Here is a 24910-nt window from a genome sequence, read left to right on the forward strand (position 1 = left end):
GGCGCAATGGCCACAACTCAGACGTCGGATCCGGTGAATCCTTCGAGCTGAGAGGCGAGCAGTTCGACGAAGGCGCCACCGGCGGCGAGAAGCTCCTCGTGGGTTCCGGTCTCGGCCACCCGTCCGCCGGCGAGTACGACGATCCGGTCCGCCGTGAGGATGGTCGAGAGCCGGTGGGCGACGACCGGAGTGGTGCGGCCGTGCCGGGCCTCGTGCATCGCCCGGGTGACCGCCTGCTCGCTGACGGCGTCGCCAGGGAAAGGCCGCGCCTGGGAACGGTGCGGGAGTCACTTCTCATCCCGCTGTACGCCCGTGCGGTGGAGAACCGCAAGGAACACGCGCTGCCGCGGGACACCCGGGCCGAAGAGACCGTCGCCGCGATCGACTACGACTTCGCACGCTTCGACGGTCTGCCCAGCCTCACCGGCGCGATGCTGCGCACCGTGCTCTTCGACCGATGGGTGGCGGACTTCCCGTCCGCACATCCCGAGGGAACCGTCGTCGAGATCGGCACCGGACTGCACACACGCCACGAACCGCTGGACAGCGGTCGCGCGCGGTGGTTCGAACTCGACCTGCCCGACGTGATCAGCCTGCGCCGGACCTTCTTCGCGGACACCCCGCGGCGGACGAGGATCGCGGCCGGTTCCCCTCTGGCCCTCGACACCGCCGGCCCCGGCTTCTTCGACACCCAGGAACAGCACGACGCCCTCAGCAAGGTCGAGGCCCGCATGCACCGGCCCTGCCCCTGACCCGGCCTCCCGGCCGACCGGCGGCCCGGAACCGAGGCGGTGGCACCGCACACCCCCACCAGCCCTCCCGGTCCCCGCCCCGCCGAACTGCCGCCTGCCGCTGCCGGGGAGCGCGCCGGTGAGCACCCGGACACCGGCGATCGGGTGACATGCTTTCGTGCGTGACAGCACGCGAACCGACCGCACTCACCCTCGCCCAGTTCGCCCGCCCGTGCCAACTCTCAGGGACCCTCAGACGGGAACTCGCGGAGTGCTGGGCCGCGGTGGTCAATGCCGGCGGGGCGGTCATTCCGGCGGACTGCCCGCTGCCGCCACTGGTCCCGGCTGACGTGGCATCAGCCGTGGACCGCCTCGCGGAGCGCCTGGCGCCCGAGCACGGCAGGCTGCTGGTGGCCACCCTCGACGGCTCCCTCGCGGGCTGGCTGCTCGTACGGCGCGAAGGACACCCGCTCGAAGCCCACTGCGGAGTGGTGAACCACGTGCAGACGCACGTACACCTCAGGCGCCGCGGGATCGGGGCCGCGCTGATGCGCGAGGTCCGCCACGTCGCACGGGAGGAGATGGGACTCGAACGTCTCAAGCTGTCGGTACGGGCGGGCCTGGGGCTCGAGGACTTCTACCGGCGGGCGGGCTGGGCCGAGGTCGGTCGCTGGCCGGGGGCGCTGCGCCTGGCGCCGGGCGACGACCGCGACGAGATCCTGATGAGCCTCGCCCTGTGACGACGGGGCCGGTGCGCCCAGGAGGGCCCGGAGCAGAGCCCGAGGGCGGAGCGCGGACGAAGAACCGTCAGTCCCTCAACGCCAGTGGCACACAGTTGTCCCCCACCCGCCACACCGGCGCGACACGACGGAAGTTTGTACGGCGAAACTGTTCGGCGTGCCGGGCACGTTCCCTCCCCAGTGATCAACGCGGCCGCGGCCGCCCGAGTTCGCGGCCCCACCCGGCAACCGGCATGATGCCCTCCGCCATGGAGGCGGGCCGGTCAGTCCTTGAGCGCCACGAGCACGCGACTGTCTCCCACCTGCCACACCGGGGCGACATGGCTGAAGCCGGCCTGGCGCAGCAGTTCGGTGTGCCGGTCGAGGGGCAGATGATGATTGGCGCCGTCGCCGCCGGACGCCGGGCGGCACCGCTCCCGGCGCTCGAACAGGTCCGTCAGTTCAGGGTCCGCCGCCGCGTCCCGCCACCAGGACTCCCAGTCGTCGTGGCGGTGGTCACCGGTACGCTCGGCGCGGCGGCGCCCGACGTGGGCGGTCAGGTGTGAACACGGCCCCTCAGCCGCGGGGAAGTGGTCCCCGTTCACCAGGGCTCCGCCGGGGCGCAGGAGTGCCGCGAGGCTGCGGTAGGTCTCCAGCAGGACGGGGGCGGGCAGGTAGTGCAGGGCGGTCGTCGACACAGCGGCGTCCGGACCGCGGTCCAGCCCGAGGGCATCGGTCCAGCCGTTCTCGCCGATCACCGCGTCCACGTAGCGGGCGGCGTCCCCGTGGTGGGTGCGCCCCAGTTCCAGCAGCACGGGATCCATGTCGACCGCGACGATCTCCGCGCCCGGCAGGCGGCGGGCGAGCCGGGCGGACAGGGAACCGGGCCCGCAGCCCAGGTCGAGCAGGAGCGGCCGGGTGCGGCCGGCGCAGATGTGCTCGACGACGTCGGAGATCACGGTGAAGCGTTCCTCGCGGTCCACCGCGTATCGCTGCTGCTGCTGTTCCCAGCGCTCCACCCACGTCCTGGCCGCTGCCATGCTCACGCCCATCTGGTCGTGCCACCTCTTCCGTCTCTCACCCGCCGCGGGTACCGCGCAATCTACAGGTGGAAACGGTTATCAATAGCCTTGTGTTCAAGGGGCCTTACTCCAAAGAGGCGAGCACGGTCAGCAGGCGGTCCACCTCGTGGCCGGTGTTGTACACGTGCAGGCTCACCCGCACGGAACCGTCCTCGTCGTCGGCCCCCGCCTGGCACAGGCCGTCGGCGCGGACCATGAAGCCGTGGCTGAAGAGGATGAAGCCGAGGTCGTCCGACGGGATGTCGCGGTGCCGGAAGGTGACGATGCCATGCCGGCGCTGCGCCGGGGGCAGCGCCGTGTCCGACGCCAGGCTGGCAGGGCAGCCGAGGATCTCGTAGGCGTTCAGCCGGCGCAGCCGGTCGGTCAGACGGGTGGCCAGAGCGGTGACGTGGGCGCTGACGCGTTCGATCCCGACCGTGTCCAGCCAGTCGAGTGCGGCCAGCAGCGAGACGACGCCCACGGTGTTGGGGGTGCCCTGCCATCCGGCGGGCCGCAACCGGGGGCCGCGGGTGTTGCGGGCCCAGACCGCTCCGGTGCCCGGCAGCGCGAACGTCTTGTGCCCGGAGAAGACGACGAAGTCGACGTCCAGCGCCGGATCGCCGGCCCGGAGGGGGAGGTGGCCGACGCTCTGGGCGGCGTCCAGGCAGATCGGCACGTGCGGGCCGACGGCGGCGCGCAGCCGATGGACGTTCATGTCGCCGCCGTAGACGTGGTGGACGTGGGTGGCGGCCACGAAGCGGGTACGGGGCCCGACGGCCGAGGCGAGTGCGCGGTGGTCGTAGTCGCCGGACACTTCCTGGTACGGCAGGGCGCGGACGTGCACCTCGACGCCGCGCCCGGCGAGCAGGCGCCGGGCTTCGAGCCAGGGTTCGAGGTTGGCCCGGTGGTCGGCGAAGGGGACAAGGATCTCGTCGCCGTCGGCGAGGTACTCCGTGAGCCAGTCGCGGGCGACGGTGCGCAGACCCTCGGTGGTCCCGCTGGTGAAGTGGACGGCGGAGTGGTCCGGATCGGGGTCGCCGAGGAACTCCTTGACCCGGTCACGGGCCCGCTCGACCACCTCGGTGGTCCGGTTGGCCCAGGGGTAGGTGCCTCGGCCCGCGTTGGCGTTGGAGGACGTGAGGTAGGTCTGCACGGCGTCCAGCACGGGGCGGGGCTTCTGCGAGGTCGCCGCGCTGTCCAGGTACGCCAGTTCCGGATGCGCCACGATGATCGGGAACTGCGCCCTCACCGCCTGCTGCCAAACCCCGTCCGCGTCGTGGGCCGCGTCGGTCATCGGTTCACTCCCTCACCAGTGGTGCGCCCGCGTCCCGCCAGGCGACGACGCCGCCCGCCAGGCTGCGTACGTCCGGGTGTCCCATGCGGGTCAGCAACGCGGCGTAGCGAAGCGACCTCTCCCCCACGGGACAGGCGAGCAGCACCGGTGTGCTCTTGCTGAACGGCAGCCCGGCGCGTACAAGTTCCTCGAACAGCTCGTCGACGATGTTGACCGAGCCCTCGATGTGCAGTGCGGCGTAGGCGTGCGGCCCGCGCAGGTCGACCACCAGCGGGCGGGGATCGCCGTCGGCCATCCAGCGCCGGGCGTCGTCGACGCCGACGACCCGGGCCCCGGCGCGGATCTCGCTGTCGGTGAGCGAGGTGGCCAGGTGCCCGCGGCGCGCGGCTCCCAGCAACTCCGGTCGTCGCGCGCGTACATAGCTGAGATAGCTCTCGGCCCGGTCGCAGACGATGAACACCGCCGTCCGGCGGCTGCCGGTGCCCGTCAGTCCGGCGTCGACGGACGCCAGGTGCCGGACGGCTCCCTGGTACGCGGCACCGCCGGTCGGTCCCGACAGCAGCCCGCAGCGCCGGATGAGGGTCACCATTCCGTCGATGGCCTCCTGGGAGGTGACCGAGGCGATGGAGTCGTATGTCGCGGGGTCGAACAGGCCGACCTGGTGGACCTCGTCGATGGTGCGGATGCCGGGTATGAAGTCGCCCTTGTCGGCGACCAGCCCGAGGACGCGCACCCCCGGATCGTGCTCGCGCAGCACTTTGGCGACACCGGTCGAGGAGCCGGCGGTGCCCACGCAGGCGACGAAGAAGTCGGGTACCCGGCCGTCCAGGTCCTTGACGATCTCGGGTCCGGTCCCGGACGCGTGTGCGTCGACGTTGCGCGGGTTGAAGTACTGGTCGGTGTGCAGGTACGTGCTGTGGGGCTCCGAGAGCGCCTGATGGAATCGGGTCAGCGGATCGTCGGTGTCGGTCGGGTCCAGGCACTCGCTCTGTCCCGGCAGTTCCTCGATCTCCGCCCCGAGGAGCAGCAGCAGCTCCTTGATCTCGGGAACGCGCATCCGGTTGGTCACGCTCTTGAACCTCAGCCCGTACATGCCGGCCAGCAGGGCGAGGGCCTTGGCGGTGTTGCCGCTGGAGAGTTCCACGACCGTGCCGTCACCGCCGCCCGACGCATGGAGGTGCGGGCGGGCCATGTGCCAGGCCGGCCTGTCCTTGACGGACCCGAACGGGTTGAGCATCTCCAGCTTGGCGTACAGGTCGATGTGGCGCAGTCCGTGCACGGACGGGTCGATGCGGACGAGGGGCGTGTTGCCTATGGCCTCGGTGATGCTGTCGTATCTCATGACGGCACTCCCTGCGGGTCGGTGAGCGGCCAGTAGTCCTCATCGGGGCACCAGCGCCACGTACCCCCTGCCGCCGTGACGGCCACCGTCCGTGCGGTGGGCTGGCGTTGGGCCTGGTGGGCATGGAAGTCCATGGCGTAGCCGGCCGTGTTCACGAAGGCCAGCAGGTCCCCGGCGCGGGGCAGCCGGGGCAGGTACACCAGCCGGCGGGTGATCAGGTCGGCCTCCAGGCAGAGGTTGCCGACGAGGTGGACCCCGACGGGTTCGTCACCCGCCGGATCGTCATCGCCGCCGCGGGGCAGCAGGACGGGGTCGACGAGGACACCGTGCTCCTCCAGACTCACATCCCCCGCGTTCATACCCAGGCGCACCAGGTGACGGGTCGGGTCGTCCCCAGCGGGCCGCACGTCCAGCACCCGGGCCAGCGACAGCCCGCACTGGTCGACGAGGGCGCGCCCCGGTTCGATATGGAGGTCGTTCAGGTGCTCCAGGAGCAGCGTGGCGGGCGAGCGGCCCAGGACCGGCGCGGGACGGGAGAGGAGAGCGTCGAGGTAGCCGGGCCCGGCGACGGGGCGATGGGCGGGGTACAACGCTGCCGTACCGCGCACCGTGCCGCCCTCGTTGCGCAGCCCGTAGCCGTGGCCGCGCCAGGTCAGGGACGGGCGCATGCCGAGCACCGCCTCGCTCAGCGCGGTCGTCCACCGCTCCCACTCCCCCGCGTCGGCGACGTAGCCGACTCCGAACCCGCCGCCGATGTCGATGCCGCGCGGCCGCAGACCCCTCGCCCGGCACTCGTCCATCAACAGCACGCACCGCTCCAGCGCCCGGGCCTTCTCCTCCATCCCGGTGGTGTCCAAGTGATACGCCAGTCCGGCCAATTCGACGGCGTCGCCATGCCGCTCCAGCGCCGCCCACAGCTCTTCGGCCGCGGCGACCGGAGTGCCGAAGCGGCTACGGCGCGACAGCACCCGCGTACCGGCTCCCCCGTGCCCGCCGTCCGACTCGAACTCCGACAGCCGCGCCAGCACGTCCACCCTGCCCAGTCCGTACGTCCGGACGAGATGCGCCAGTTGCTCCAGCTCTCTTGCGGAGTCCAGGCTGACCGTCGCCCCCACCCGTGCCGCCAACCACAGGAACTCACGGTCCTTGGGCCCCGTGGCCATCACCCGATCACCCGTGAACCCGCAGCTCAGCGCATGCCGCAGCTCTCCCAGCGAGGCGACATCGACTCCGACGGCGGCTCGGTCGCAGGCGGCCAGCCTCCGCACCAGGGCACTGGACCGATTCGCCTTGTGCGCGAAGTACACCCTCCCCGCGAGGTGGTGACGCCGGTAGACGGACCGGAAGCGTTCGGCGTTCTCCGCGACGGCCTCCGGGAGCAGCACGTTCAGCGGTGATCCGAGCGCGTCGCACAGCGAGTGCAGCAACGGCGCGTCCTGGAGAAGCGAAGCGAGCGCCGGATCCACCCGCGGCCGCAGATACAACGGCGCGTCTCCCACCAGCACTCCCCTGGTCAACCGGTCGCCGTCCCGGCCGTGCCGACAACCACCCGCCAGTAGTCGTTTCCCTCCACAGGTATCGCTAAGCCAAGAAGGGCCAGGAGTTCGAAGCCGTCAGATCTTGCAGGCTCGTGGATGTCACGAAGGCGGCTCGTCAGCAAAGTCGGAGGGCCGCCCCTCAGGCCGCTGCGGCAGTTCACCTCGCCAACTCCCAGCACTTGAGCCGCACCCGGCAGACTCCAGCCCGCACGCCTACTTGCGCCGGCCCAGCGCCAATGCCTGCCACCCCGACGTCCTGGCCGCTCAACGCCGCGAACGCGCCCGCGTCCACGGCGAGTGGGCCTCCGCCGGGCCGCTCCGGCCGCTCCGGCCGCTCCGGCCGCAAGCGGACGTACTCCCGCTTCGTCGTCTTGCGCATCCGGCCTGCCGGACGCGAGATCCGGCAGTCCACCGACGGCCCGGATCTGCCGGAGTGCCGGCTGCTGGCCGAATGGCCTGCCAGCGAGCCCGAACCGGTGCAGTTCCGGCTGTCAGACCTGCCCTCCGGCATGCCTCTGACCACACTGGTCCGGCTCTCCAAGCTCCGCTGGCGCATCGAGCACGACTACCGGGAGATGAAGCAGGCCCTGGGCCCGGCCCACTTCGAGGGCCGAACCTGGGGCGGCCGGCACCACCACGTCACCCTTGTCTCCGTCGCGCATGCCTTCTGCACACTGCAACGACTGGCCCGGGCCCCAAAAGGCGCGGCGCCGGCCTGAGTCCCTACCAAGTCGTCCGCGAGCTGCAGACACTCCTCGCGGTCTGGACCGGACCGGCGCCTGCCCAACCTGCCACCGCGACATACCAGCACCAATACGCACCTGACCAAGCCCTACTGGGGTGCAGGTTCCGTGTCGCTGAGTGTCTGTGTCTTCAGGGCCAGTGACTCGTCCTGGGCACTGCCCCAGGCGTAGACGACGTTACTGGTTCCCTCTTGCAGGTTCAGGTCGGCCGGGCCGACAGCCACGGTGTCTGTACCGGCGAGTACGACATCAGCGTCGACGGATCCGGCGTCGACCGTGGCGGACTCCTGGTCGGGATTCTCCAGGCCCTTGAAGATCGGTTGCCCGCCCGCTCGGACGTCCACGGCGGGGGCCGCGGCGACGTGTCGCACGGTCAGCCGAGCCTTGCCATCCTCGACGTCGGAGACGTCGTTGACGAAGGCTGTCAGTTGCGGCTGGCCCTCGGCCGAGAGGTGGGCGGCGACCGTGGCGTTCGCTCCCGCCGGTACCTTGATGTCCTTCTCGATGGCCGGCGTGCCCTCGGGCCCTGCGCCCGCCTCGAAGATCTGGACATTGTAGGTACCTGCGTCCAGGGCCTGCGGGTCCGTGACGGTCCCGGGCTTGAAGTTCCCGAGCAGTTCCTTGCCGTTGGCATACACATCGGCGGTCAAACCGGGCACGCCGTGGAAGACGGACACCATTGCCTGGTCGTCGGTCTCGGCGGCTGGGGCTGCCATGGCGGGCGTGGTGAGAGCCAGCGCTATGCCGAAGGAGCTCACCGTGGCAGCCGCAATGCGGAAGCTGTTGTAGATCATGATTGTCACCTGTTCAGGAGGTATGCCCCTCATGAGGGACTTTGCTCCTACTTCGTGAGCAGGTCCACTCTTGGATGCGGTAGAGGCCGAATCGAGCGGAACGGCAGATGACTGAAAGGGCCTACGAGGGGGTGTCGTATGTCAGGAACGGAGATGGCGGCACCACCGGACTTCGCGCCTCTCGACGCCACCGACCGAGCCCGGAGCTGCGAGGGCCCCGTCTACCTCGTCGCGCGCACCTGGTCCCCGTCGCGCGTCACAGGTCTTGGACCTGCCGCACGGGAGGCATGTGGGCGCGGACCTTGGGGCCCGCCGAAGACGGTTCAGGCCCGACACGGAGGGCCCAGCCACGGCCGCGGCGCGGAACGACCGCGGCCGTGGTCAACTCGCAGAGCGGGGTGCCTCAGGCGGTGAGCTGCTGGCTGATCTTCTCGGCCTGCAGGCGCGCCTGCTCGTGGGCGTTGGCCAGCGATGCCTCGTGGGCCGGGATGAGGTGCGCCAGTGCCGGGACCACAGGGGCCTTGGTCAGCTCGGCGGTGAGGGTGGTGACGTCGAGGCTGAGGTAGGCCGGGTCACCAAGGACGGACTCCAGGGTCGGGACGAGGAAGTCCTTGCCCTCGTTGGGGGTGCCGGGGCCGTAGCCGCCGCCCCGGGCGGAGATCAGTACGGCCGGGCGGTCGGCGGCGGGGGCGGCGCCGGTGCGGCTGACGGTCCGGCCGACGACGATGACCTGGTCGAGCCAGGCCTTGAACACCGAGGGCATCGTGCGGTTGTACATCGGCACGGTGAACAGGTAGGCACTCGCCCCGAGGAACTCCGCGATCAGTTCATCCTGAACGCCGGCAGCTGCGGCCTGTTCCGCGGTGCGCTCGGCGGGGTCCGTCAACTGGGCGGATATGGCCGCGGCGCTCAGGTGCGGCACCGGGGAGGCGGCCAGGTCCCGATGGACGACCTCGCCCGTCCAGGCGTTCCGGAAGGAGTCGGCGACCTGGCGGGAGACCGAAGCGGCGCCGAGGGAGGAGGAGTCGACGTGCAGCAGGTAGGACATGACAAACGATTCCTGTCGTATGGGGTGATGATGGAAGGTGGGGCCGCGCTTCGTGCGACCCCGGACTTCGGGGGCGGCGGAGCAAGCGAAGAAGGGGTCAGCCACCTGCGGCGTGATCGGCAGTGGGGCGCATCCCTCCGAGCCGCAGACTCCGTCGGCGCCGTGAACGAACCGCTCCACAGCCTGGTCGGGACGATGACTGCGCAGACCGCACCACGGGCGGGTGAGATCGGACCAGATCTCCACCGTCAACGTCGGCACCTTCACTTCTTACGTCTTGGGCGTAGCGCCATGATGGGCCAGTATGGGAGGCGGTACATAAGGCACATGGGTGTGTGCAACCGGAAGGGAATGTGCGCCATGGACGCCAGCGCGGAGGACGTCACGGTCAAGACGGACACCGGCGTGATCTCAGGGCCCTGCGCCCGCTGGCCACCGGAGAACAGGGCGATCATCCGGCAGATCCTGGACCGGGCCGGCGACAAGTGGAGCGCGCTCGTGATCGCCACCCTGAACGACGGCCCGCTGCGCTACACCGACCTGCTGCGCCGCATCCCCGGCATCTCCCAGCGCATGCTGACCCTGACCCTGCGGCAGCTGCATCGCGACGGCCTGATCACCCGTACCGCCTACGCCGAAGTGCCGCCGCGCGTGGAGTACGACCTCACGCCCCTGGGGGCGACACTGCACGACATCGTGGTGTCTCTGATCGACTGGGCCGGCCTCCACCACGACGAGATCAGCCGGAATCGGGCCCGCTTCGACTCGGGCACCAAGTGAACCGTCAGTGCCCGAACGCTCCGGGACGGGCTGGCCCATGTACATGTACATGCACATGCACATGCACATGGACCCGCCCCGGAGCGGATTCGGTTCCGGGTTCCCGGTGGTGTGTCAGAGCTCCCGGTAGTAGTAGGTCACCGGGAACGGGGTGCAGCCGAGACTCTCGTACAGGGCTCTGGCGGGTGCGTGGAAGGAATCGCCTCCCGTACCGATCTCGACGGACTGTGCTCCGAGCATCCGCATCTGGGCGAAGGCGTGCTCGCACAGCGTCGTGCCCACGCGGTGGTGGCGGTGTCGTGCGGCGACGGCGAGGTGCGTGACGCTGCCGGTCCTGCGGGCCGGGTCGACGGTCCACGCCACATAGCCGGCGATGCCGTCCTCGGCGTCGGCGACCGCGACGTAAGCGTGCCGCTCCGGTGCGTGGAGTTCGGCGATCTGCTTGCGGTAGTCGCCGCGCCAGTCGTCGTGCAGGCCTGCGAAGACGACCTCCCCCACCAGGGGCCGGAAGGAATCCTCGTAGAAGGGCCGAAACGTTTCGATGGTCAGTTCGGTGAGTGGCGCCAGGTCGTCCGGGACGAACGCGCGAATGGGCATGGAAGTGCGCCTTTCAGGCTGAGGGGAAAAGGGCGTCGGTCAGCCCGCTCAGTCCCTCGAGTCGGCAGTGAGCGGGACCCTCAGCGGCGGGTGCGCTCGGCGGCAAAACACTCCATGACCGGCATCGTAGCGTTCGGCAGGCATGGCCCGCCAACGAATTCCGAGCGGACGCCGGAACGCGGGCGGCACAAGGCGCCTGTGCCGCCCGCGACCCTGCCTTCGAGAGCGCCTCCCCCGTTGCGGCGGGTGTCTCCAGGTAGGTCCTGGGCGAGGGAGCCGCCTGGAGGCGAGGTCAGCAGCACACGGAAGTCAAAGCCGCCCGATGCACGGCGTCAGGTGCCGTCGCCCCGAGCAGTCTGACGACCCTTGTGCCCAGGGCGCGCCCCGATGGTCGTCGCTCCCGCGGCCTGGGCACAGGTGTGGCGGTGTGTCACTCGCGCCACAACCGGCCTGCTCCGCCGACGGGTTCAGCGATGCACGCCTGCCACCGTGGTGCTGCCCAGCCTGATCAGCGCCGCGCGGCCTTCTGCCCGGTCCCGCTCATGACGTGCCCTGCCGGGCAGTGCGACCACGCGTCGCTGATGCGCGGCAGTGGGCACCGTGGATGGGCGCGTCCTGCCGCCGTGACAGCGGCAGGACGTCATGGCGGAACACGCCCTCGGAAGCGGCAAGCGGCTGGCCGCACGGCGTCAGCCCAGCGGGTCGGTCGTGTCGCGGAGCAGCGTGAGCACAGGGGCGTACATGCGCGTCTTGATGGTTGCGAGGCTGTCGCCGGCCTTGCTCGCGTGAGCCAGGGCAAGTTCGAGGCCGGCGGCGCGCAGGTCGCCCTCGTCCACGGCCTGATCGACGATTCCTGCGGCGGCGGCTTCCCGGCCGCCGAAACGGCGGGCGGAGACCATGGCATGCTGCGCCGTGTGCGGGGTGAGCCGGGACTGGATGAGGGACGACATGGCCGGGGTGAAGGGGATGTTGATCTCTGCCTCGGGCAGGCACCAGAAGCCTCGGTCGGCGCGCATGACACGGAAGTCATGGGCCAGGGAGAACATCGCTCCGGCGGCGAACGTGTGCCCTTGCAGCACGGCTACGGTGATCAGCGGGAGGGACAGGATCCTTGCGAACAGGGCGTGGACTGAGTTGACGTAGTCCAGGTGCTCCTCGCCGTGCGCAGCGAGCCATTCCAGGTCCAGGCCGTTGGAGTAGAACTTCCCCGACGCGGCGGTCACCAGGGCGCGGGGGCCTTCCGCCTTCTCCACCTCGTCCAGGGCTGCGTTGACCGAGGCGATCCAGTCGGGGTGGAAGCGGTTCTCTCCGTCACCGAGGTGGAGAACGAAGACGGCGTCCTCGCGGTCGAGCGTGGGCATGGTGGCTCCTTGGGACGATTCAGTGGGGCAGGGCACGTTCGTCGGGTGGGGTCCTGGGGACAGCTGGGCCCCGACCGGGGCCGCGGGCTGAGAACTGGCAGTGGACAGGGGCAGAGGGCTTACGAGGAACGACGTGAAGCATCTGGCGTGCCTCTCTCCACCCCCGAGCGGAAGTCAGCGAGGCGTTCGCCGGACCCGGTGGTGCAGGGTGGCCGTGGCCAGCAGTGTCAGGGCCAGGGTCGCGCAGGCAAGGAGTATGCCGGTAAGGGCCGCTGCTGCGGGAGGTGCGCAGGCGTGTATCCACCGAATGGCGAAATTGGTGCACGCCGCTATGGGGAAGCTGAAGATCCACAGGCCCGGATGGAAGGAGGGCTGGCGCAGCTCGGGGAGGAGAAAGGCGACGAGGAGGACGGTGAAGAGCAGGATTCCGGCGAAGCCGTGGCCGACGGCGTCGAAGGCGCCCTTGTGAGCAGCGGTCCAGGCGATTCCGCCGGTCGCCGGTGGGATGGTCAGGATGGTGAGAGTCGGCCGGGCGGGTCCGGGCAAGGGGCCACCGGTGACGAGGCCGACCAGGATGACGGTGCCGAAGGCGAGCCAGTACAGCAGCCCCACCGCGAAGGCGGCGTCGGCGACACCGGGGAGGTGGAGTGTGGAGGCGACGGCACTCGCCACGAACGGTGCCGAGGAGACCGGCAGCAGGTACCCCGGGTGCAGGATCGTCGCGCTCAGGGAACCCGTGAACCAGTGGGCGAGCAGGCGTGCGGCGATGAGGGCGGCCGCGGTGACGAACACGGCGTAGGCCCATCGTGGGCCTGTGATCCCGTACTGGGCGAGGTGGCCTGCGATCAGCATGCCGATGATCGGGACGTACCCAAGGGTGAAACCCCGACCGGGATGGCGCAGGTCCTGGCGGATGCTGCGCCGGCGGTGCCCGCCATGACGCAGGTACTGGGCCAGCAGCACCAGCCAGATCACTGCGCTGACGGTGAACAGCACGTCGCTGACTCGCGTTGCCGCCGGGAAGGTGGTCGCCGCCGCCTGCCAGGCTCCGCCGAGGCCGGCGACGCCGAGGGAGACGGACAGCAGCCCGATCCGGGCGACGCGGCGCTCGTCGGCGTCGGGGATGATCTCGGCGGCTGGAGGCGTTCGCCCGCTGCCTCGCGGGGCCGCGCTGGTGTGCTCGGCCATGTCGGCTGTAGGGGCCGTGTGGGTCATCGTGGAACCTCGAGGGGATCGTGAAAGGCACGGGCCAGGACTCGCCTGCCCGGCGGCGCAGGTCGCGGCGTGGTCAGGCGGCCATGTCCAGGACAACGCGGAAGCGTGCCCTGCCCGAGAGCATCCGCTCGTAGGCGTCCATGGCGTGGGTGAAGGGCATGGTCTCGGTGACGGGGCGGATGCCGTGGGCGAGGCTGAAGGCGAGGTTGTCCTCGTTCTGGATCGACGACCCGGTCAGGCTGCCGATGATGCGGCGGGTGCCGAAGATCAGGTCGGCGGTGGCAACCGTCAGCGGGTCGGGGGCGGCGCCGACCACGACCAGGCTGCCGCCCGGGGCCAGTCCGCGCAGGAGCGGGTTCATGGACGTACCGCTGGATGCGGTGGCGACGACGAGAGACGCGCCACCCATGTCGGCAAGGGCGGTGCCGGGGTCGGTACCGGCGCTGTCGATGTACTCGTGGGCGCCCAGTTCCCTGGCGAGCTTCTCCTTCTCCCGCCCGCGGGCAATGCCGGCCACCCGGTATCCGAGGCTGCGCGCGTACTGCAGGGCCAGGTGACCCAGTCCGCCGATCCCCTGCACGGCGACCAGGGCACCCGCCCGGGTGGGAGCCTGCTGGAGCGCGGTGAGGGTGGTCAGCCCGGCGCACAGCAGCGGGGCCGCCTCGGTGGCCGGGATGCCGTCGGGAACACGCACCAGCCCGCTCGCGCGGGCGTACGTCACCTCCGCGTACCCGCCGTCGACGGTGGTTCCGGTCTGTTCCTGGTTCAGGCAGTTGACGAATTCGCCCCGACGGCACGGTTCGCACTGCCAGCAGTGCCCGTTCAGGAAGCCGACGCCGGCGCGGTCACCTGGCTTCCAGGCGGTGACGCCCGCCCCGACGGCATCGATCACGCCGACGATCTCGTGGCCGGGGATGACGGGTCGTGACGGGTCGGCGCGCAGCCCCTCGACGGCCAGTACGTCGGTGTGGCAGACGCCGCATGCCTCCACCCTGAGCCGGACGTACCCCGGTTCCGGGTCGACGAGTTCGCGCTCGACGAGCCGGAGGCGGTGGACGCCGGTGGCCTCGAATGCTCGGTATGCGGGCAAGACGCTTCTCCTCGGTGCTGCCCCGGCCGGCACGGCGAGGGCCGAGGGCTCGGGGCTGGGTCACATTCAATATGACCGGTCGCTTTAAACCGAGTCAAGGTGGTCGGTCGGCGCAACCCGGTTGAGCGCGGTCAGGTTGTCCTGGGTGCCTTTCCACGCGGGAGCCACCCCCTGGGTTTGACCGGAGGCAAGGCGACCGGACATATTGACCGGAGGTGGTGATGAGGATGGCACGCGCGTCCAAGCGTGAGGACATCGCGCAGGCAGCGCTGGAGCAGTTCCACACCAGGGGCTTCCATGCCACGGGTATCAGCGATATCACTTCGGCGGCCGGGGCCCCCAAAGGCTCGTTCTACAACCACTTCGCCAGCAAGGAGGAGTGCGCTCTCGAGGCCCTGAGCCGCTACGCCGCCGGATTGCGGTTCGACCTGCTGGACGCTCCCGGACGCCCTGCGCTGGCGCGGCTCCGGTCGCACTTCGAGTACCTGAGCGCGGACACGGTCGACAACGGCTTCGCCCGCGGATGCCTCGTCGGCAACCTCGGCGCCGAGGTGGCGGACCACTCCGAAACCATCCGCTCGGCCCTGCAGAGCGGATTCCAGCGGTGGGCCACGCGCATCCGTCAGGTGCTCGCCGAAGCCAAGGAGGCAGGAGAGCTCAATGCCGCTCTCGATGTCGAGGAAGCCGCGCTGTTCATCCTCAGCGCATGGGAGGGCGCGCTGATCGCGGCCCGGGCGGACAAGTCCTCCGCTCCCCTGGACGCCTTCTTCCGCATGGTCTTCGACGTCCTTCTGCGCTGATCGCCGGGCGTGCCTGCCGAGCACTGGCGGGCACCCTTGCCCACACCACGTGCTCTGCTCTCGCCGGCCACCGGACGCGAACATGCGCGTCCCGCGAGCGCCGGCCTGATGTCCTGCGGTTCGCCGACTTCCCGACGGACGGCGGGGCCTCGGGGTCGGGGCTCACCTCCCGCGACCGCGTCAGGACCGGCCGGCGGGGATGCCGGCCCTCAGGCCCTCCCCCGGAGACGGCCGCCTTGATGCAACGGCGCGTGGTTGCTTCCGTCGACGGGGCTCGGCCGGCGTCGAGGCTGGGGCCTCGGCACCGGCCCTGCACCACTGGGACAGGGCCGGGCCTACGGCCACGACCGCGCGGCTGCCGCAGTACGGCCATCTACGCGTCGTACCCTCCGCCGAAGCCGGGCCGGTGCCTTGACGGACACGGCCCGGCTCATCCGACGGAGCGTCAGCCCGCCCAGACCTCGGCCTCGTCGGCCGGGACGGTGGTGGCCAGGCCCAGTTCCTTGCGAGCGGCCACCGACTGGTTCGGGTCGATGCCGGTGAACGCCGGGTCGTAGGCGATGTAGAACGCGTCGGCGTCAGCGGCGTTCGCGGCCGTCTTCCAGTTCCCGGCCGCTTCCGCCAGCGTCGCGCGCAGCTTGCCGACCTCGGTGCCCTTGATGCCGTCCAGGCCCTTGACGTGTGCGTCGAGGGCGGCTGCGACGGCCTTGGCCTGCGCCTTGTAACCGGCCAGGTCGTCCTCGACGGTGTCCTTCTCCGACTGGTTCGCCCACAGCGCCTCGTAGACCGCGTTCGAACCCTTCAGATACGTGCTCTGCTCGGGCTTGAGGGACTTCGCGGTGTCCAGCGAACCGCTGAACGTACCCTTCTCCGCGGTGTAGGTGCAGCTCACCGCCCGGTCACCCGTCGCCCAGCTCTCCTTGGTGGGGGTGTAGTAGAAGAGGGCGACGCCCTGGGGGAGCGCCCAGGTGTCGAGTGCGTACTTCTGCGCCTCGACCGGGCAGCGGCTGTCCGCGATCGCCGAGACCCCGTCCTCGCCGGGGAACTCCTTGCCCTCGTCGATCGAGAACTCGCCGACGACCTGGCCCTCGTGTGCCTCGTCGCACGGCACGACCTCGACCGCGTAGGCCGTCCCCTCAGCCTTGCCGTTCGGGTTGTAGCAGTCGCCGATGTCCAGCGAGAACACCGACTGCTGGCGAGCCACCTTCTTCGCGCCGTCCTTGGCGCCATCGACGGCGTCGGAGACCTCCGAGCATCCCACCGCACCGATCGCGAGCAGGGCGGCAACGGCGGACATGCCGCGAAGGGAGCGATACGGAGCGCGGATTGGCATGACGCGTACATCCTCTTATCTGATCTTTAGAAGGTTTGCGCGCATCGTATGCCATTCCTGTGGCCCGGTTGCGCGGAGGCCCTCACCTCATCGCGGCGTCTCCGGCTCACGACCGGCCCGGGGGTTGTATGCGGATCGCCCGCAGGGTCCGGCCGGTCGCCGGTCCGCGCCGACGGCGTGGTACCCGGCCGCGTCGAGGACGTGTGGCGTGAACCGACAAGCAGTTGGCGCCGATTGCCAACGACAGGCGACCTCGCCTCGGCCAGGATCCCTGCTGTGCACCGATACAGCTCTCCAAGCCGACATCACGACGCACCGGCAAGTCGGTACCGTCGCCTCCGATCGAAGGAAACACAATGACCAACGCAGTGCAGCGTCTGCGACCGGCCGCCCTCGCTCTACGCCTTCTCGCAGCAGCCGGCCTGTGCCTGGCCGTACTCGCTGTGCCGACCCAGGCATCCGCGGCACCCAACACCTGCGGCCTGCCCACCTCCGCCAAGCCCGGCAGCACCTTCGTCCGGTCGTTCAGCACCTGCGGCACGTGTCTCGTGCAGGCGACCAACGACAACCAAGGGCCAGGTCCGTACTACTACTGCACCTACAACCCGCGAAACGGCCTCTCCGACGAGCACTACCGCTGGTTCTGATCCCGTCCCCCTCGCGTCACCGCAGCACGCCACATGCACCCGGTCCGCTTCAAGTCACCGCTCAGGACCCACTCGCTGAAAGGTGACCGGCGCCGGGAGGACACCATGTGTCGGCGGGGCGTCCTTCCCACCACACATGAGATTCGCGCAGTTGGGACCAGAACATGGCGGACAGTGGCCATTGCGGATCGTGTCCGCGCGCAGGGGCGCTGACCGGTGGCTCGTCCGGTGCAGCCGGTCGGCGCCCTCACCCTTCGGTCCTCCGTCGAAGCCTCCTGAGGAGACCTCTGCATGCAGTCGGCACATCATGTCGGCGCGGTCTGTGCCGACCCGGTCAACCAGGGACCGAGCAGTCCAGGATCCGACCGTCCACCGTCCCCACGACCAGCCGTCGTTGCTCCGCCCGGTACGCGGCGGACACCGGCGTGACCGGGTGGTCGTGCGCGTGCAGGGTGTGCCGGGCCCGCACCTCGCCCGTCGCCGTGTCCAGGATCTCCACCTCACCGGTGAGATAGACGACGTACACCCTCCGCTCGTCGCCGTCGAGATCGGCGAGCGGCTTGTCGGTGGCGTACACCCAGCGCGCCTCCCCGTCCGGCAGCCGCCGGCTTACGACATACGTGCCCTCGCGCGCTTCCACGTAGGTGGCGCCCGGTTCGTACGACCGCCCCGCGTGGACGAGCGTGTGTGTCAGCTCGACGGCGGGGCCGTACGAGGGCTGGAGTGCGGACGCCGGGTCCCAGCGCAAGGGGAAGAGGGCACGCCGCGTCGCGGGGCCGTGGGCGCCTGGAGGGTCGATCACGTGGATCCACGGCGCGTCGTCGCTCGGGCCGGGGCCGTCCACATCCAGCAGGCGGGCGCTGTGTCTGACGCGCAGCGTCGGGGGGTTGGAGCGGCTGGGGGCGAGGGCCAGACGTGCCGCCTCCTGGTGCGTGGGGGCGAACAGCAGCGCGGCGTGGGCGTCGCGCCCCTGCGGGCGCAGGCCGAGCCAGCCTTCGTCCGCGGCGTGCAGTGCGGGGCGCGACGGCACGTCCACGCAGTCCACCGCATCGCCGTCCGCCGTGGATATCCGCCGGACAGTGGTCGCGCGGTCCACCGGACGACCCGTCACCTCGTCGTGCCGGTAGCCCCGGTACGTCACCCACGCAGAATCGTCGTCAGGGGCCGTCACGACCTGGACGCTCCCCTCTCCGTCCGCAGGAAGAGCCCACTTCAGCGCGCCCGACGGATCCCAGCATTCGAGGTCCGTGTGGGAGCCGGTGGCGAGCACCCGGCCGTCGGCCAGCACCGCCAGGTCCCGCACCTGCGCCCGCCGCCGCCACCGGCCCCCCGTCAGCCGCGCCAGAGTGTCCTCCGCGTGCGGGTCGTGAAGGAGCCCGCTCTCGACCCTCGGATGGCGTGTGTGGTCGGGGTCGACCAGACCGGCCGGGGCGGACAGCCAGTCGTCCACCGCGACGGCCAGCTCGAAGCCCTCGCGGAAGCCGCCGTCCTTGTCCTCGGGCGAGAGCAGCATCGCGAGCCTGCCGTCCTCCAGCCAGCGCAGGTGGCGCACTTGGCGGCTCCTGCTCAGCGGGTTCGTCACGCGCCCGGTCTCGAGGTACAGCAGGAGCGGCTGTCCCTGAAAATCCCACGAGCCGTCGTAGCGGCCGGTGCCGACGGCGACGAGCGGCAGCTCGGGGTGGGGCTCGACAGCACATACGGGGTAACTGGAGGCGACGACGTGGCGCGGACGGAAAGTGTCGGCCTCGTACACGCCGATCCGGTGGCTCAGCCAGTGGCCCGTACCGCGCCACATGACATGGCCGAGGGCACCGGCCGCGATGACGCAGCCGTGACGCGCGTCGGCCACCACCCACACGGGCCGGCCGATCTCGGCGAACGGCTGGTCCCCGAGTATCCGGCGGACGGTCAGCTCATCGGACACGACCGTCTCCCCCAGGCGGCGCACAGTCTGCCAGGCCCAGTGCTGTGCTGGGGCCTTCCAAGAGAATGGACACATCTCGGTACGTGATCGGGCGCGGATCCATGAGACACGCGTACCGTGCGCCAGTACGCGGCGACCAGCAGGACCCGGTCCTCCCACGGCAGGCTCCAGGGTCGGCCTTGCGGACCGCGACGCGCCCTCGTGCCGCAGCACGGTGATCAGCTGGCCGAACCGCCGAGGGCTCAGCCCGGTGAACGGGGGCCGGCGAAGCATCAGGTCGCTCGGAAAGGACGACACCAGCCCGCGCAGGCGCTGGAATTCACGATGAGCAGTCGGGAAGTACCTGGGGCACACAATTTACGGGAATCCACTCCGCGTTTCCCTTGAGACCGTTCACTGTTCACTCAACGTTGGTGAATCGACGTTTCCCGTACTGGAGTGCTTGCCGCCGACCGATCAACGGGCGAAAGACGCCCTTTCCCTCTGGCTCATTCCCCCCGATGACTGCGGTGGGGATTGCTTCACGGCGTCGTGGACAGTGGGGTGAGGGCGCTCTCGGCAACACTGATCGTGGTGCTGCACACCACAGGGCCGGCCGTGCCGGACGGTGGAATGCTCCAGACCTTCAACGTCACCATGTGGCCGCTGCGCGTCCCGGCGTTCGTCATCCTTGCCGGAGCGTTCAGCAGCGGAGGCCGGCTGGAGTCAGGTTACGTGCGCGGCCTCGTCGGCAGGATCATCGTTCCCGCCACAATGTGCTGGGTCCTGCTCTCCACGGAGAAGGTCCTGCTCGGGATGGAGTTCACCTTCCACCTGAGCCGATGGCCCTGGACTCTGTGGTTCCTGATGGCCCTGCTGTGGTGGCGGCTGCTGCTGCCCCTCATAACCGAGTTGCGGTATCCACTGCTCTGCACGACGGGGCTCGCCCTCGTCGCCGGTTACTTCGGCGAGATCGGCGACAACTACGCGGGGGCCCGGACCCTGATGTACCTGCCCCTGTTCTACCTGGGCTGGCGCCTCGGCCAAGGCACCCTGTTCGCCTCGTGGTTCACCTCGCGCCGCACCCTGCCCCTTGCCTGGGCCGGGCTGATCTGTGGTCTCGGCGGTGCCTTCCTCGTCTGGCGGCCCTGGCCCCATTCCGCGGTGCTCTACGAGGACGTGCCCCTGCCCATCGAGCTCGCCTGGGTCCCCCGGTTCTTCATCCTGGCGGCGTCGGCGGCCCTGGTGCTGTGCCTGCTTCGTGTCACCCCCAACCGGCGCATCCCGTACCTCACCACGATGGGCGCCGCGGGCTTCACCATCTGCCTCCTCCACCCGTTCTTCGTCCGTCCCTTCCTGGTCCTGGGCTACGCCGACCGCGTCGACACCCGCCTCGAGCAAGCAGTGATGTTCCTGGGCGCGGTCGCCTTGGCAGTCGTCCTTGGCAGCCCGCTGGTGCGGCGCCTGGCGCGTCCCTTGACCCGCCCACCGATCGACCGATTCCTCCTCAAGCCGAAGCCGAAGCCGGAGCCGAAGGGCCCGGCATCGGTGGCGCAGTCGCCCAGGGAGCTCGTGGGTTGACGCGATCGGACAGCGAAGTGCCGCCCGGCCCTGTGCCCACTACAGCTCTTCGTGGTGAGCGGGTCGACCGAAGCCCGTCGGCACCGCCACCACCGGACCGGACCTGATCAGTCCTGGTCCGTATCGCCCGAGCCACGGCCGCGCAGACCGTGCGTGACGTGGACACTGCCGGAACCGATGTCGCCCCCTGTGCCGGATCCCGTCCCGCGGCCTGACTGGGCCCCGAGCCCCAGGAGCAGACGGGGGGCGACCTGTCCGTCGTCCGTCCGGCGGCGCCGCCTTGAACTACGTCACATGACGGAAGCCGGGGCATCCGCGGCATTCCTCTCGCTGCCGCCGTTGACCACCTCTTGGCCACCCTCTACCCCCGTCCTCGGTGTACCGGGCTTCGCAGCCGTCACGCACGACGGGCGCGCTTCCCGTCGGCCCTGCGCTGCGCCACCTGGCGCGGCGTGTCACGTCTGGTGCGGCTGGCGCGAGCAGTGAGCGGTGGGTGAGGGGGCGTGCGTGCGGTGTTCGGATGCGCCGTACGCCTCATAAGGTGTGTTTGCGCCTCAAGGGTGCAAGCCCGCCCCTCTCACGCCGTACCGCCCACCGGCGACGGCTGGTTGTCTTGCTCGGGTGCACGGCCGGTCACGCATCACCGGCCGTCGGCACCGACCGCTGCTCGTCCACCTGGGAGGGAATGTGTCCGCTCCGGACAGCGTCACTGGTCCCGCCACCGAAGAACCGGTCCCCGTCGCACCCGCCGAGAACCAGCTCACCAGCCTCGGAACCCGCGCCGCACGTCAGCTGGCGACCACCACCAAGTCCGAGCCGCAGATGCAGGCCATCAGCTCCCGGTGGCTGCTGCGCAAGCTGCCGTGGGTGGATGTCAGGGGCGGCACCTACCGGGTCAACCGCCGCCTGCAGTTGCGCGTCGGGCGGGGCCGGGTCCACTTCGAGCACAACGGCGCGGACGACGTCCGGGTGATCCCGCAGACTCTCGCCGAGCTGCCCGCTCTGCGCGGCTACACCGACCACGAGGTACTGAAGGAGATCGCCGGCCGCTTCACGTTGCGGGAGGTCCGCGCAGGACAGGTCCTGGTCGAGGCCGGACAGCCCATCACCGAGGCGTACCTGGTCGTCCACGGCCGCTTCACCCGCTTCGCCGTCGGCAAGTACGGCGAGGAGGAGGTGATCGGTGTGGTCACCGACGGCGACCAGATGGGGGACGAGGCGATCGGCCAGTCCGACCCCCTGTGGCTGGCGTCGGTGCGCGCCGAGACGGCCGGCGTCCTGCTGGCGCTGCCCTGGGAGGCGGTCAGGGAGTTCACCGACCGGGTACCGTCACTGGCCGCGCACCTGGCGGCGTACGTGGAGCGGCAGCGGCTGCCGACGAACCGCAGGGGCGAGGCGGACGTACCGGTACAGGCCGGCCACAGCGGCGAACCCACGTTGACCGGTGGCTTCGTCGACTACGACCTCTCACCCCGCGAGTACCAACTGTCCCTGACGCAGACGGTGCTGCGCGTGCACACCCGCGTCGCCGACCTCTACAACGACCCGATGGACCAGACGCGGCAGCAGCTGCGGCTCACCATCGAGGAGATCCGCGAGCGCCAGGAGTGGGAGCTGGTGAACAACCGGGAGTTCGGCCTGCTGCACAACGTCGACCACGGGCAGCGCATCAGCACCTTCACCGGCCCGCCCACTCCCGACGACATGGACGAGCTGCTGTCCATGCGCCGCAGAACCCGCCTGTTCATCGCCCATCCCAAGGCGATCGCCGCGTTCTTCCGGCAGTGCAACAAGCGTGGGCTGGTGCCCGGTTCGGCGACGGTCGACGGACACGAGGTGCCCGCCTGGCGGGGAGTCCCGATCTACCCGTGCGGCAAGATCCCGATCTCGGAGTCCCGCACCACCAGCATCCTCGCGCTGCGCACCGGCGAGGCCGACCAGGGCGTCGTCGGCCTCTACCAGACCGGCATCCCCGAGGAGTACCAGCCCGGGCTGAACGTCCGCTTCATGGGCGTCGACAAGGCCGCCATCATCAACTACCTCGTGACCGCCTACTACTCGCTGGCCATCCTCGTGCCCGACGCGGCCGGAGCGCTGGAGAACGTCCAGATCAGCCGGACCGCCGACTGACCAGGTGGAGCACACGTCTATGAACAGCCCTTCGAGCACCACGGCCGCATCGCCGCTGCCCGGACCGCCGAACCTCGCCCGGAGCCTGCGAGGCCGGAACAGCGGCGCGGTTCCCGGACTGACGTACCGTCCCGTCCCGCCCGCCGACCCGGAGAAGGTCGCGGAGATCGACCGCAGGCTCGAGGCCTGGGCCCGTGGCCTCGACCTGTTCCCCACGCAGTGGAGCGGCGACTTCGCGCAGTTCCGGTTCGGCCGCGCTGTCGTCCTGCAGCACCCGGGCGCCTGTGACCTGGAACGCCTCACCGTCGCCGGCAAGCTGCTGCTCGCCGAGAACATCGTCGACAGCTGCTACTGCGAGGAGGACGAGGGCAGGGGTGGCGCTCGGCGGGGCCTGGGCGGCCGGCTGATCATGGCCCAGTCCGCGCTCGATCCGTTCCACGCCACCCCCGAGGCGGAGGAGGAGTGGCGCCACGGAGTCCAGGCCGACGGCCCTCTGCGGTCCTATCACTGGGCGGTGAAGGACTACGCGGCCCTCGCCACACCGAGCCAGGTCGACCGGATCGTGCACGACCTCGCGCGGTTGCACCTGGGCTATCTCGCGGAGGCCTCCTGGTCGGAGACGCGTCACGTGCCGCGGGTCTGGGAGTACCTGGTGATGCGGCAGTTCAACAACTTCCGCCCCTGCCTGTCCATCGTCGACGCCGTGGACGGTTACGAACTGCCGGAGGCCGTGTACGCCCGTCCGGAGGTGCAGCGCATCACCGTCCTCGCCTGCAACGCCACCACCATCGTCAACGACCTTTACTCCTTCACCAAGGAACTCGCGAGCGACCCCGACCACCTGAACCTGCCGCAAGTCGTCGCCGCCAACGACCAGTGCGGCCTCAAAGCGGCCTATCTGCGCAGCGTCGACATCCACAACCAGATCATGGACGCGTTCGAGAAGGAATCCGCGCTGCTGTCCGTCACCTCGCCGCTCCTCGAACGCTACGTCCGCGGCCTCGCCGACTGGGTGGCGGGCAACCACGAGTGGCATGCGACCAACACCCACCGCTACCGACTGCCCGACTACTGGTGACCCACGCCTCCCGCACGACCAGCCGTAGGCATGCCAGCACTTGCACCTGCACGACCGCACGAAGGAGTCAGCGTTGACCACCATGCACACCGGCACCCCGTCCGCAGTGGTACCCGCCCAGTCCACCTATCAGCACCGGGTCGCGGACTACTGGAACGCCGAGGAGAATCCGGTCAACCTCGAACTCGGCAAGCTCGACGACCTGTACCACCACCACTACGGCGTGGGCGACGCCGACCGGTCGGTACTCGACGAGCCGGACCCCGGCCGGCGCCGGGAGCGGATCACCCACGAACTGCACCGGCTGGAGCACGCCCAGGCCGAACTCCTCGCCTCCCACCTCGGCGGCCTCTCCCCCGACGACCGCGTGTTCGACGCCGGCTGCGGACGTGGCGGCGGCAGCGTGGTCGCGCATCTGCGCCACGGCTGCCACGCCGACGGGGTCACCATCTCCGCCAAGCAGGCGGACTTCGCCAACGAGCAGGCACGCAAACGCGGCATCGACGCCAAGGTGCGCTACCACCACCGCAACATGCTCGACACCGGCCTGACCACCGGCTCCTACGCGGCATCCTGGAACAACGAGTCCACGATGTACGTCGAGCTGGACCTGCTCTTCGCCGAGCACGCCCGGCTCCTGCGCCGGGGCGGGCGCTATGTGGTGATCACCGGTTGTTACAACGACAGTTACGGACGTGCCTCGCGGGAGGTCTCCCTCATCAACGCCCACTACATCTGCGACATCCATCCCCGCTCGGCCTACTTCCGTGCCATGGCCCGCAACCGGCTCGTGCCCGTGCACGTCCAGGACCTCACCGCGGAGACGATCCCTTACTGGGAGCTGCGCCGGGAGGCCGACCATCTGGTCACCGGCATCGAGGACACCTTCCTGTCCGCCTACCGGAACGGCAGCTTCCAGTACCTCCTGATCGCCGCCGACCGTGTCTGACGGTGCGGGGCGGCGCAAGAGGCTGCTACGGCCGTGACGGCTGAGTGAGGCGTGTGGTGGGGGGGGGGGGGGGGGGGGGGGGCGGCCCCCGCGGGGGGGGGGGGGTTGTATTTGGAGTTGATGTGGGGGGGCGGGGTGGTTTTTTTTGTGTCTTCGTCTCGGGCGGAGAACGCCCG

Annotated in this window: 22 protein-coding genes and 2 pseudogenes; 10 read left to right on the plus strand and 14 right to left on the minus strand. The window is 70.1% G+C overall.

All coding sequences use genetic code 11. From position 1 onward, the window contains the following. Positions 1 to 17: 17 nt before the first annotated feature. On the minus strand, positions 18 to 218 hold the full coding sequence (locus ACGF8A_RS28680) for a hypothetical protein (protein WP_393113105.1): 201 nt from the start codon (positions 216 to 218) through the stop codon (positions 18 to 20). Between the two features lie 60 nt (positions 219 to 278). Here ACGF8A_RS28680 and ACGF8A_RS28685 point away from each other — a divergent pair, with 60 nt between their 5' ends. After that, complete coding sequence (locus tag ACGF8A_RS28685) at positions 279 to 752, plus strand: class I SAM-dependent methyltransferase (RefSeq protein ID WP_393113106.1); 474 nt, start codon at positions 279 to 281, stop codon at positions 750 to 752. Between the two features lie 161 nt (positions 753 to 913). Next, complete coding sequence (locus ACGF8A_RS28690; protein WP_393113107.1) at positions 914 to 1471, plus strand: GNAT family N-acetyltransferase; 558 nt, start codon at positions 914 to 916, stop codon at positions 1469 to 1471. A gap of 263 nt (positions 1472 to 1734) precedes the next feature. Here the strand turns inward: ACGF8A_RS28690 and ACGF8A_RS28695 are convergent, their stop codons facing one another. The 4 genes from ACGF8A_RS28695 to ACGF8A_RS28710 form a co-directional block, all read right to left on the minus strand. Next, on the minus strand, positions 1735 to 2502 hold the full coding sequence (locus ACGF8A_RS28695) for a class I SAM-dependent methyltransferase (RefSeq protein WP_393113108.1): 768 nt from the start codon (positions 2500 to 2502) through the stop codon (positions 1735 to 1737). A gap of 94 nt (positions 2503 to 2596) precedes the next feature. After that, positions 2597 to 3805 carry an aminotransferase class V-fold PLP-dependent enzyme gene (locus ACGF8A_RS28700; protein ID WP_393113109.1) on the minus strand — a complete coding sequence of 403 codons (1209 nt, stop codon included), beginning with the start codon at positions 3803 to 3805 and terminating at the stop codon, positions 2597 to 2599. Positions 3806 to 3809: 4 nt separating this feature from the next. Further along, entirely contained in the window at positions 3810 to 5147 is a 1338-nt protein-coding gene (locus ACGF8A_RS28705) for a pyridoxal-phosphate dependent enzyme (RefSeq protein WP_393113110.1), read from the minus strand. Next, entirely contained in the window at positions 5144 to 6646 is a 1503-nt protein-coding gene (locus tag ACGF8A_RS28710; RefSeq protein ID WP_393113111.1) for a Y4yA family PLP-dependent enzyme, read from the minus strand. Before ACGF8A_RS28710 ends, ACGF8A_RS28705 begins: the two co-directional genes overlap by 4 nt. A gap of 365 nt (positions 6647 to 7011) precedes the next feature. Between ACGF8A_RS28710 and ACGF8A_RS28715 the strand changes: the two are divergent. Then, positions 7012 to 7404: pseudogene (locus ACGF8A_RS28715) on the plus strand (transposase); the annotation flags it as partial. A gap of 113 nt (positions 7405 to 7517) precedes the next feature. Here ACGF8A_RS28715 and ACGF8A_RS28720 read toward each other — a convergent pair. Beyond that, positions 7518 to 8222, minus strand: coding sequence for a DUF4397 domain-containing protein (locus ACGF8A_RS28720; RefSeq protein ID WP_393113112.1), 705 nt, complete (start codon positions 8220 to 8222; stop codon positions 7518 to 7520). Between the two features lie 403 nt (positions 8223 to 8625). Next, positions 8626 to 9270 carry an FMN-dependent NADH-azoreductase gene (locus ACGF8A_RS28725; protein WP_393113113.1) on the minus strand — a complete coding sequence of 215 codons (645 nt, stop codon included), beginning with the start codon at positions 9268 to 9270 and terminating at the stop codon, positions 8626 to 8628. A 360-nt stretch (positions 9271 to 9630) separates the two neighbouring features. On the opposite strand from ACGF8A_RS28725, the gene ACGF8A_RS28730 reads away from it, so the two are divergent. Beyond that, positions 9631 to 10050, plus strand: a complete 420-nt coding sequence (locus tag ACGF8A_RS28730) for a winged helix-turn-helix transcriptional regulator (RefSeq protein ID WP_393113114.1) — start codon at positions 9631 to 9633, stop codon at positions 10048 to 10050. 114 nt (positions 10051 to 10164) lie between these two features. On the opposite strand, the gene ACGF8A_RS28735 is transcribed toward ACGF8A_RS28730, so the two are convergent. The 4 genes from ACGF8A_RS28735 to ACGF8A_RS28750 all read right to left on the minus strand — a co-directional run bounded on the left by ACGF8A_RS28735 (position 10165) and on the right by ACGF8A_RS28750 (position 14313). Next, positions 10165 to 10647 (minus strand): GNAT family N-acetyltransferase, encoded by a 483-nt coding sequence (locus ACGF8A_RS28735; protein WP_393113115.1) that lies wholly within the window; start codon positions 10645 to 10647, stop codon positions 10165 to 10167. Positions 10648 to 11336: 689 nt separating this feature from the next. After that, positions 11337 to 12008: an enoyl-CoA hydratase-related protein gene (locus ACGF8A_RS28740; protein WP_393113116.1), complete on the minus strand. Its 672-nt coding sequence runs from the start codon at positions 12006 to 12008 to the stop codon at positions 11337 to 11339. Positions 12009 to 12182: 174 nt separating this feature from the next. Further along, positions 12183 to 13223 (minus strand): hypothetical protein, encoded by a 1041-nt coding sequence (locus ACGF8A_RS28745; protein ID WP_393113117.1) that lies wholly within the window; start codon positions 13221 to 13223, stop codon positions 12183 to 12185. Positions 13224 to 13296: 73 nt separating this feature from the next. Continuing rightward, positions 13297 to 14313: an alcohol dehydrogenase catalytic domain-containing protein gene (locus tag ACGF8A_RS28750; RefSeq protein WP_393113118.1), complete on the minus strand. Its 1017-nt coding sequence runs from the start codon at positions 14311 to 14313 to the stop codon at positions 13297 to 13299. A 227-nt stretch (positions 14314 to 14540) separates the two neighbouring features. Between ACGF8A_RS28750 and ACGF8A_RS28755 the strand changes: the two genes are divergently transcribed. Beyond that, positions 14541 to 15113: a TetR family transcriptional regulator C-terminal domain-containing protein gene (locus ACGF8A_RS28755; RefSeq protein WP_393113119.1), complete on the plus strand. Its 573-nt coding sequence runs from the start codon at positions 14541 to 14543 to the stop codon at positions 15111 to 15113. Positions 15114 to 15558: 445 nt separating this feature from the next. On the opposite strand, the gene ACGF8A_RS28760 is transcribed toward ACGF8A_RS28755, so the two are convergent. Then, entirely contained in the window at positions 15559 to 16446 is an 888-nt protein-coding gene (locus tag ACGF8A_RS28760) for a septum formation family protein (protein ID WP_393113120.1), read from the minus strand. A 356-nt stretch (positions 16447 to 16802) separates the two neighbouring features. On the opposite strand from ACGF8A_RS28760, the gene ACGF8A_RS28765 reads away from it, so the two are divergent. Then, the gene (locus tag ACGF8A_RS28765) at positions 16803 to 17093 is read left to right on the plus strand and encodes a hypothetical protein (protein WP_393113121.1); all 291 of its coding nucleotides are present in this window, start codon (positions 16803 to 16805) and stop codon (positions 17091 to 17093) included. A 334-nt stretch (positions 17094 to 17427) separates the two neighbouring features. On the opposite strand, the gene ACGF8A_RS28770 is transcribed toward ACGF8A_RS28765, so the two are convergent. Both ACGF8A_RS28770 and ACGF8A_RS28775 read right to left on the minus strand, forming a co-directional pair. Continuing rightward, positions 17428 to 19017 (minus strand): hypothetical protein, encoded by a 1590-nt coding sequence (locus ACGF8A_RS28770; RefSeq protein WP_393113122.1) that lies wholly within the window; start codon positions 19015 to 19017, stop codon positions 17428 to 17430. Positions 19018 to 19106: 89 nt separating this feature from the next. After that, positions 19107 to 19290 (minus strand): annotated as a pseudogene (locus ACGF8A_RS28775) (IS5/IS1182 family transposase); the annotation flags it as partial. Between the two features lie 300 nt (positions 19291 to 19590). On the opposite strand from ACGF8A_RS28775, the gene ACGF8A_RS28780 reads away from it, so the two are divergent. The 4 genes from ACGF8A_RS28780 (at position 19591) to ACGF8A_RS28795 (ending at position 24734) form a co-directional block, all read left to right on the plus strand. Then, positions 19591 to 20577 carry an acyltransferase gene (locus ACGF8A_RS28780; protein ID WP_393113123.1) on the plus strand — a complete coding sequence of 329 codons (987 nt, stop codon included), beginning with the start codon at positions 19591 to 19593 and terminating at the stop codon, positions 20575 to 20577. Between the two features lie 687 nt (positions 20578 to 21264). After that, complete coding sequence (locus ACGF8A_RS28785; RefSeq protein WP_393113124.1) at positions 21265 to 22707, plus strand: family 2B encapsulin nanocompartment shell protein; 1443 nt, start codon at positions 21265 to 21267, stop codon at positions 22705 to 22707. 19 nt (positions 22708 to 22726) lie between these two features. Next, on the plus strand, positions 22727 to 23785 hold the full coding sequence (locus ACGF8A_RS28790) for a family 2 encapsulin nanocompartment cargo protein terpene cyclase (RefSeq protein WP_393113125.1): 1059 nt from the start codon (positions 22727 to 22729) through the stop codon (positions 23783 to 23785). A gap of 82 nt (positions 23786 to 23867) precedes the next feature. After that, a complete protein-coding gene (locus ACGF8A_RS28795) occupies positions 23868 to 24734 on the plus strand; it encodes a geranyl diphosphate 2-C-methyltransferase (protein ID WP_393113162.1) in 867 nt (288 codons plus the stop codon). Positions 24735 to 24910: the final 176 nt, after the last annotated feature.

The organism is Streptomyces sp. NPDC047706, assembly GCF_043204795.1.
In the GTDB taxonomy this organism is placed as follows: domain Bacteria; phylum Actinomycetota; class Actinomycetes; order Streptomycetales; family Streptomycetaceae; genus Streptomyces.

What these genes read in the sequence shown, in the direction of transcription:
- ACGF8A_RS28680 (WP_393113105.1), bottom strand. Translation starts at nt 218, where the DNA reads ATGCACGAGGCCCGGCACGGCCGCACCACTCCGGTCGTCGCCCACCGG.
- ACGF8A_RS28695 (WP_393113108.1), bottom strand. Translation starts at nt 2,502, where the DNA reads ATGGGCGTGAGCATGGCAGCGGCCAGGACGTGGGTGGAGCGCTGGGAA.
- ACGF8A_RS28700 (WP_393113109.1), bottom strand. Translation starts at nt 3,805, where the DNA reads ATGACCGACGCGGCCCACGACGCGGACGGGGTTTGGCAGCAGGCGGTG.
- ACGF8A_RS28705 (WP_393113110.1), bottom strand. Translation starts at nt 5,147, where the DNA reads ATGAGATACGACAGCATCACCGAGGCCATAGGCAACACGCCCCTCGTC.
- ACGF8A_RS28720 (WP_393113112.1), bottom strand. Translation starts at nt 8,222, where the DNA reads ATGATCTACAACAGCTTCCGCATTGCGGCTGCCACGGTGAGCTCCTTC.
- ACGF8A_RS28725 (WP_393113113.1), bottom strand. Translation starts at nt 9,270, where the DNA reads ATGTCCTACCTGCTGCACGTCGACTCCTCCTCCCTCGGCGCCGCTTCG.
- ACGF8A_RS28730 (WP_393113114.1), top strand. Translation starts at nt 9,631, where the DNA reads ATGGACGCCAGCGCGGAGGACGTCACGGTCAAGACGGACACCGGCGTG.
- ACGF8A_RS28735 (WP_393113115.1), bottom strand. Translation starts at nt 10,647, where the DNA reads ATGCCCATTCGCGCGTTCGTCCCGGACGACCTGGCGCCACTCACCGAA.
- ACGF8A_RS28740 (WP_393113116.1), bottom strand. Translation starts at nt 12,008, where the DNA reads ATGCCCACGCTCGACCGCGAGGACGCCGTCTTCGTTCTCCACCTCGGT.
- ACGF8A_RS28745 (WP_393113117.1), bottom strand. Translation starts at nt 13,223, where the DNA reads ATGACCCACACGGCCCCTACAGCCGACATGGCCGAGCACACCAGCGCG.
- ACGF8A_RS28755 (WP_393113119.1), top strand. Translation starts at nt 14,541, where the DNA reads ATGGCACGCGCGTCCAAGCGTGAGGACATCGCGCAGGCAGCGCTGGAG.
- ACGF8A_RS28760 (WP_393113120.1), bottom strand. Translation starts at nt 16,446, where the DNA reads ATGCCAATCCGCGCTCCGTATCGCTCCCTTCGCGGCATGTCCGCCGTT.
- ACGF8A_RS28765 (WP_393113121.1), top strand. Translation starts at nt 16,803, where the DNA reads ATGACCAACGCAGTGCAGCGTCTGCGACCGGCCGCCCTCGCTCTACGC.
- ACGF8A_RS28790 (WP_393113125.1), top strand. Translation starts at nt 22,727, where the DNA reads ATGAACAGCCCTTCGAGCACCACGGCCGCATCGCCGCTGCCCGGACCG.
- ACGF8A_RS28795 (WP_393113162.1), top strand. Translation starts at nt 23,868, where the DNA reads ATGCACACCGGCACCCCGTCCGCAGTGGTACCCGCCCAGTCCACCTAT.